Consider the following 7,018-nt stretch of genomic DNA (forward strand, 5'->3'; position numbering starts at 1 on the left):
ACAAGCTGTTCGAACGCTTGTGAAGAAGATAGACACTCGCCCGTCGCGGCGGAAGGCGCAGCGCTTGCACTCGGTTGTTGCGCGCAACGCCATGCCACCGCGGCGCGATGGCCGCTTCGTTCCGACTGCGCTCGAACTGGGCGCCGGGGCGGTACCCGACAATCCGGGGATGAACCATCCCCGCCCTGCCACTCCGGCGCCCGACCCCGACCTGCTCGACCGGCTGCGCGCCACCACGCTGCTGCTGGAACAGATCGCCGCCGACTTCAAGCTCGTCGACGCCTTGCCGGCGCCCGAGCGCGAGCGCCTGTTCCAGGCCGTTGCGCGCATTCACCACCCCGACCACCGCGAGCGCCGCCAGTTGCGCCGCGCCGCCGCGCGCGAGCGCCGTGCCACGAACCACCGCGAGAACGACGCGGTGTTGCACGAAACCGGCATTCGCGCGCTGCGGCGCAAGCCGGTGTTCACGGCGCCCGCGTTCTTCCCGCCGCTGGGCTTTTCGGCCCAAGACGTGGGCAAGCTCGAAGACGCCGAAGCCGGCCGCGAAGGGCCGCGCACCGAGCCGAAACACTGCTACGTGTGCAAGGCGAAGTACGAGCTCATCCACCACTTCTACGACCAGCTGTGCCCGGCCTGCGCGCAGCTCAACTTCACCAAGCGCACCGAGTTGGCCGACCTGCGCGGGCGTGTGGCCCTGCTCACCGGCGGGCGCGTGAAGATCGGCTACCAGACCGGGCTGAAGCTGCTGCGTGCCGGCGCGCACCTGATCGTGACCACACGCTTCCCGCGCGACTCGGCGGCGCGTTATGCGCAAGAGGCCGACTTTGCCGAATGGGGCCACCGCCTCGAGATCTTCGGCCTCGACCTGCGCCACACGCCCAGCGTGGAAGCCTTCTGCCACGAACTGCTGAGCACGCGCGAGCGGCTCGACTTCATCGTCAACAACGCCTGCCAGACGGTGCGCCGCCCGCCCGACTTCTACGCCCACATGATGGCCGGCGAAACCCAGGCGCTGCAGCACGCGCCCGCCGCGGTGCGCCAGCTGATCGGCACTTACGAAGGCCTGCGCGGCAGCCACATCCTGCCCGAGACGCAGGGCGCCAGCGGGCCCACGGCACTGGCTGCCGCGCTGCCGGCCCTCACGCGCGCGGCCGAGCTGTCGCAGATACCGCTCTTGCCCGAAGAGCTGCTGGCGCAACAGCATTTGTTCCCCGAAGGCCGGCTCGACCAGGACCTGCAGCAGGTCGACCTGCGCGAGCGCAATTCGTGGCGCATGCTGATGGACGAAGTGCCGGCGGTCGAACTGCTCGAAGTGCAACTGGTCAACGCCGTGGCGCCCTTCATCATCAACGCGCGGCTCAAGCCGCTGATGCTGCGCACGCCGGGGCGCGACAAGCACATCGTGAACGTGTCGGCGGTCGAAGGGCAGTTCTACCGCAGCTTCAAGACCACGCGCCACCCGCACACCAACATGGCCAAGGCCGCGCTCAACATGATGACGCGCACGGCCGCGGCCGACTACCACGGCGACGGCATCCACATGAACAGCGTCGACACCGGCTGGGTCACCGACGAAGACCCCGTGGACATTGCCGCGCGCAAGACCGCCGAGCACCGCTTTCACCCGCCGCTCGACATCGTGGACGGCGCGGCACGCATCCTCGACCCCATCATCAGCGGCATCAACACCGGCGAGCACGTGTGGGGCCAGTTCCTGAAAGACTACCGGACCACGCCATGGTGACCACCACCGCGCCACTAGACAGCCCTTATCCGATCGGCCAACCCGGCACCCGCTGGGGCGCAGCCGAGAAGGCGACCTGGCTCGGCCGCCAGCGGGTGCGGCGCAGCTATGCGCAAGAGGTGCTCGCGCCGCTGCGTGCGGGGGTGCCCGCACAGGCCGAGCTCATTCAGTACGGCGTTCTCGACTACACCCGCCTGGGTCTGGCCAGCTACCCGCTCTGTGCGGTGCGCAGCCGCCGCTGGCAACCCGAGCGCCCCGTGGTGCTGGTCACCGGCGGTGTGCATGGTTACGAGACCAGCGGCGTGCAGGGCGCGTTGCGCTGGATCGAGGAGCACTTCGACGCCCATGCCGAGGCCGTCAACATACTCGTGCTGCCCTGCATCAGCCCCTGGGGTTACGAGACCATCAACCGCTGGAACCCCGAGGCGCTCGACCCGAACCGCCAGTTCAAGCCGAACAGCCCGGCCGCCGAAGCGGCGCTGGCGATGGCCTGCGTTGCTGCGAATGGCGAGCGTGTGGACGTGCATGTCGACCTGCACGAGACCACCGACACCGACAACAGCGAATTCGGCCCCGCCAAGGCCGCACGCGACGGTGAGCCCTTCGTGCTGGACCCGATCCCCGACGGGTTCTACCTGGCGGTCGACAGCGCGCGGCCTGCGCCGGACTTTCAGCGCGCGCTGATCGACGCGGTGCGCCGTGTGACCCACATTGCCGCGGCCGATGAACGCGGCTTCATCATCGGCATGCCGCTGCAACAGGAAGGCGTGGTCCAGTTCGCCCAGGCTTCAAGCGGACTGTGCGGCGCCATGACGGGCGCGCGCTTCGTGACGACCACCGAGGTCTACCCCGACAGCCCGCTGGCCACCCCGGCGCAATGCAACGAGGCCCAGGTCGCGGCGGTGAACGCGGCGATCGCCTTTGTGCTGAATCAGGACCGGGCGTTGATCAGCGCCCAGCGCTGACCAGCTCCAGCACCGCGTCGGCGAACACGCGCGGCACTTCTTGCGGCATGTTGTGGCCCACGCCCGGCACCAGCCGGTGCGAGCGCGGCCCGGTGAATTGGGCTGCGTGGGCCGATGCGTCGGCCGGGCCGCGCACGCCGTCGTCCATGCCGTCGAAGGTGATCGTGGGCACCGCAATGGCCGGTTGCAGCGCGAGGCGGCGCTCGATGGGCGCATACGCCGGGTCGCCCGGCACCAGGCCGAAACGGTGTTTGTACGAGTGGATCACCACGTCCACAAAATCGGGGTGGTCGAACGCCGCTGCGCTGCGCTCGAAGGTGGCCGTGTCGAACGCCCAGGTGGGCGACCACAGCGCCCACAGCAAGCGCGTGATGCCGCGCCGGTCTTGCGCCAGCCCGGCCCGGCCGCGCTCGCTGTGAAAGTAGTACTGGTACCAGAGCCGGTGTTCGTCTTCAGCGCTCGAAGGCTCCATGCCACGCGCGATGTTCTGGATGTTGTAGCTGTTGAACGAGACCAGCCCGGCACAGCGTTCGGGCCACAGCGCGGCCACGACGCACGCGGCGCGGCCGCCCCAGTCGTAACCCGCCAGCACGGCGCGTGGCACCTGCAGCGCATCCATCAGCGCGAGCAGGTCGGCGCCGAGCGCGGCCTGTTCGCCGGAACGGGGAGTCGAAGCATCGAGAAAGCGCGTGCCCCCGTAGCCGCGCAGGTAAGGCACGAACACGCGGCAACCCGCGGCCGCGAGCATCGGCGCCACCTCGGCGTAGGCGTGGATGTCGTACGGAAAGCCGTGCATCAGGAACACCGGCGGCCCGCTGCTCGGGCCGGCCTCGAAGTAGGCGATGTCGAGCACGCCGGCTTCGATGTGCTTGAGCGGGGCCATGGTTGGCATCACGCCGCCGCACTGCCCGCGATCTGCCGCAAGGCCCGTTCGAAGATCTCGGGCGGCTGGCCACCCGAGATCAGGTGCTTCTGGTTGATCACGATGGCCGGTACCGACTGGATGCCGGCCTGCTGCCACTCGGCCTCGGCCGCGCGCACCTCGTCGGCATAGCGGCCTTCGCTCAGCACCGCCGCGGCCTGCACCACGTCGAGCCCGGCCTCGGCCGCCAGCTGCGTGAGCAACTGCGGGTCGGAAGGGTTCAGCCCCTGCCCGTGATAGGCCTTCAGCATCGCGTGCTTCAACGAGCGCTGCGCACCGCTACCCTGCAGCCCGGCCCAGTGCAGCAAGCGGTGCGCGTCGAAAGTGTTCCAGACCCGCGCCCGCTCGCCGAAAGCGAAGCCCACGGCCGCGCCCCGCTCGCGGATGTTGGCCCGGTTGCGCGCCAGCTGCTCGTCGCCCATGCCGTACTTCGCCTTCAGGTACTCGCCCGCGTCGGCGCCTTCGGCGGCCATGGTGGGGTTGAGTTCGAAGGGCTGGAAGTGCAGCTCGACGGGGATCTCATCAGCCACCGTTCGCAAGGCCTGTTCGAGCGAGTTCAGGCCGACGGCGCACCAGGGGCAGGCCACGTCGGAGATGAAGTCGATGCGGAGGGTGGGGGTAGCGGGGAGAGTAGTCATGCGGATGATCAACAGGGTGGGGAATGCAGATTCTGTCTTGTGTTCCGCGGACGTGCTTTTGGCAGAGGTGGCGTTGGCTTCCGCCCAAGCTTGGGGGTGGTTAGCCGCCTTGGTGCCCAACTGCTCAGTGCATCGTGCGTGTCAGGACTGGGCCACCGCGAGAATCACTCCCGGGAGCTGAAAGACGAACGAGCTCCCTCTGCCCACTTCACTCCGCGCGGAGACCTTGCCCTTCTGGGCTTCCACGATGCGCTTGGTCAGCGCCAGCCCCACACCAAGGCCTTCAAACGCCTTTGTGTGCCCCTCGCTGAGCTGCTGAAAATCGACGAAGAGGCGAGACATGTGCTCTGGCGCAATGCCGATACCGGAGTCGGTCACCTCGACGCGCAGCGAGTTGTCCTCCACCACCGATGCCATCACCTGAACAAGCCCGCCTTTCGTGCTGAACTTCACCGCGTTGGAGACGTACGACGCGAGAGCTTGCACCAACCGCAGCGGGTCCAGCACGGCACGCTCTGCGCCTTGCTCGACGCTCACCTCCACCTTGATCGACTTCGCCTTCAGCTCGCGGTCGAACATGGAAAGGACCGTCGCAACGACGTACTGGACGTCCGTCGGTTCGGGAACCACTTCCAGACGCCCGGATTCGGCGTTCGCGATCTGCAGCACCGCTTCGATCAGCTTCAGCAACTTCTGCCCGCTGCCGTCGACCTGATCCAGGAACTGGGCGAACTTCGGGGAGCCCGGGTCGATGGCTCCCGAGCGAAGCAGATTGGTCAGGCCAAGAATGCCGTTCAGCGGCGTGCGCATCTCATGCGAAACGTTGGAAAGAAATGCGCGCTTGACGCGGTTCGCCTCGCGGAACTGTCGGTTCTCCGCTTCGAGCCTGGCCGCAGTCAAACGAACCTCCTGCGCTCGGTATGCATCGCTCACGTCGTGCATCACCGATCGGCTCATCAGGAACCCGCCCGCCTCGTTTCGAACTGCAACCGAACTCATGCGCACCCGTCTCGTCTGCCCGACCAACGGCACCAGCTCGAACTCGACGCCTTCGATGCGTCCTTCGGAGATGAAGCGGGGAAAGATTGCCTTGAACTGCGCCCGCCCCTCATCTTGCAGGAAGCGCCCCGGACTTTGGCCGATGACCTCCTCTGCAGTGCCACCCAGCCACCGCAGCCCCGTGGTATTCATGCGAACGATTCGTCCGTCTGCATCGAGCGAGTAGTAGGCGCAAGGCGCCTCGTCATAGAGGTCGCGAACCTCGTTGATTGCCGCGATGAGTTGCTGATTCAATCGCTTGCGCTCGGAGACATCGCGCACCGAGCAGTACACGTACTCTTGCCCATCGACCTCGGCGACGGACGCTTGAACTTCGACGTCGAAAATCGAACCGTCATTTCGGCGGTACCTCGACTCGAACTGCCTCTGCTCGCCCAGCGGCACCGCCCTCAGCCACTCGTTGATGTGTTTTGCCGGAAAGCGCATGTCCCACGCACTGACATGCTGGCCCACCAAGCTTTTGCGGTCGGTTCCCAGCATCCGGGCCAATGACTCGCTCGCTTCGCTCACGTGGCCCTCCCTGTCGAGCACCTGGACGCCATCGCTCGCCGCCCTGAGCAGGGCCCGATTACGCAAGCCCTCCCCCATCAGCAGTTGTGCGCTCTCACGTTCGCGGCGCCTCGAGCGGAGCACCAGGTACGACGCGCCCACCAGGGTGGAAAACGACAGCAGGAGGAGCACGCCGATCTGCGCGGCCTCGCGGCGCCAGGCTGCGAAATAGTCGGCCGTGGACAAGCCGACGAGGATGATGAACGGGTAGTCATCGATGGCCTGGTAGGCCGACATCCGCTCGACGCCGTCGAGCGCCGTGGCCGAGATGAAGAAGCCGGCTCGAGCGTTCCGCACCAGCGCGCGCTCGAGCTCACTCGACACCTTCGACGAGCCGATGGCAGGAGGCTCGGAAATTCCGGGGGCGTGGCGTGCGACGAGCTGGCGGTTCGCAGTGCGCAACGAGATCGCGCCATAGATCCCGACGTCGACCTCGGCGAAGCGCTGGCGAAAGGCGTCGGCCGCGACATTGGCGTAGACCACACCATCGAAGGTTCCGTCGCTCTTCTGGAGGCGTCGCGCAAAGGCAATGACCCACTTCTTGCTGATCCTCGCCTGCAGCGGCTCGGAGAAGATCAGTTCATCCTTGGTGGAAGCCTTCGCGGCCTTGAAGAAGGGCCTGTCGCTCAGGTCGACCGTCATGCCCGATACGCCCGGCCCGTGGCGAACAATGCCGCTGGCGTCGGTGATTCTCAGACTGTCGGCCCACGGGAGGAGAGCCAACTGGTCAGCGAGCACGGCCTCGATTTCCGCCCTGTCGTCTGGGTGCCGGTCACGGGCAGACCGCACATTCAAGAGCGCCATGTCGACCTGGCGGATCTCCGAACCCAGCATCTGGCGCAAGCCGTTGGTCATGGACTCCGCGGAATCCCGGGCCTTCTCGGTGTGAGCTTGCTTGCTCGAGTAGAGCGCCACACCGGCAATCGACCCCAGGAGCACGGCCAGGATCAGATTGCCGGCTACGAGCCATCTGGTGGGGCCATCCCAGCTAAGCACGCGCAAGTTCATGGTATGGCGACACCTCCAGTGATGGGACTCCCGTGCGAATTGTCGCTCACTACGACCCCGCGCCCCCCGCGCCCCAGCCCCCGAACTGCCCCCCCTTCCCCCCTCTTATCCGCCTCAAGTTTCCCCCCCGCCC

At 67.0% G+C, this 7,018-nt stretch carries 5 protein-coding genes; 2 read left to right on the forward strand and 3 right to left on the reverse strand.

Annotation, left to right across the window (positions count from 1 at the left end):
* Positions 1-169: 169 nt before the first annotated feature.
* Positions 170-1,744: an SDR family NAD(P)-dependent oxidoreductase gene (locus AC30PD_RS18025; RefSeq protein ID WP_489537047.1), complete on the forward strand. Its 1,575-nt coding sequence runs from the start codon at positions 170-172 to the stop codon at positions 1,742-1,744.
* Positions 1,738-2,709, forward strand: a complete 972-nt coding sequence (locus AC30PD_RS18030; RefSeq protein ID WP_489537048.1) for a DUF2817 domain-containing protein — start codon at positions 1,738-1,740, stop codon at positions 2,707-2,709. Before AC30PD_RS18025 ends, AC30PD_RS18030 begins: the two co-directional genes overlap by 7 nt.
* On the opposite strand, the gene AC30PD_RS18035 is transcribed toward AC30PD_RS18030, so the two are convergent.
* The 3 genes from AC30PD_RS18035 to AC30PD_RS18045 form a co-directional block, all read right to left on the reverse strand.
* A complete protein-coding gene (locus AC30PD_RS18035; RefSeq protein WP_489537049.1) occupies positions 2,693-3,601 on the reverse strand; it encodes an alpha/beta fold hydrolase in 909 nt (302 codons plus the stop codon). The two genes, AC30PD_RS18030 and AC30PD_RS18035, sit on opposite strands and share 17 nt — an antisense overlap.
* Complete coding sequence (locus AC30PD_RS18040) at positions 3,601-4,269, reverse strand: DsbA family oxidoreductase (protein ID WP_489537050.1); 669 nt, start codon at positions 4,267-4,269, stop codon at positions 3,601-3,603. Before AC30PD_RS18040 ends, AC30PD_RS18035 begins: the two co-directional genes overlap by 1 nt.
* Before the next feature lie 141 nt (positions 4,270-4,410).
* A complete protein-coding gene (locus tag AC30PD_RS18045; protein WP_489537051.1) occupies positions 4,411-6,885 on the reverse strand; it encodes a PAS domain S-box protein in 2,475 nt (824 codons plus the stop codon).
* Between the last annotated feature and the right edge of the window lie 133 nt (positions 6,886-7,018).

The sequence above is a fragment of the Rhizobacter sp. genome (assembly GCF_032229685.1).
Taxonomy (GTDB): Bacteria; Pseudomonadota; Gammaproteobacteria; order Burkholderiales; family Burkholderiaceae_C; genus LMDS01.

Excerpts from the sequence above, each read along its gene's own strand:
- AC30PD_RS18025 (WP_489537047.1), top strand. The coding sequence starts at position 170 with ATGAACCATCCCCGCCCTGCCACTCCGGCGCCCGACCCCGACCTGCTC.
- AC30PD_RS18030 (WP_489537048.1), top strand. The coding sequence starts at position 1,738 with ATGGTGACCACCACCGCGCCACTAGACAGCCCTTATCCGATCGGCCAA.
- AC30PD_RS18035 (WP_489537049.1), bottom strand. The coding sequence starts at position 3,601 with ATGCCAACCATGGCCCCGCTCAAGCACATCGAAGCCGGCGTGCTCGAC.
- AC30PD_RS18040 (WP_489537050.1), bottom strand. The coding sequence starts at position 4,269 with ATGACTACTCTCCCCGCTACCCCCACCCTCCGCATCGACTTCATCTCC.
- AC30PD_RS18045 (WP_489537051.1), bottom strand. The coding sequence starts at position 6,885 with ATGAACTTGCGCGTGCTTAGCTGGGATGGCCCCACCAGATGGCTCGTA.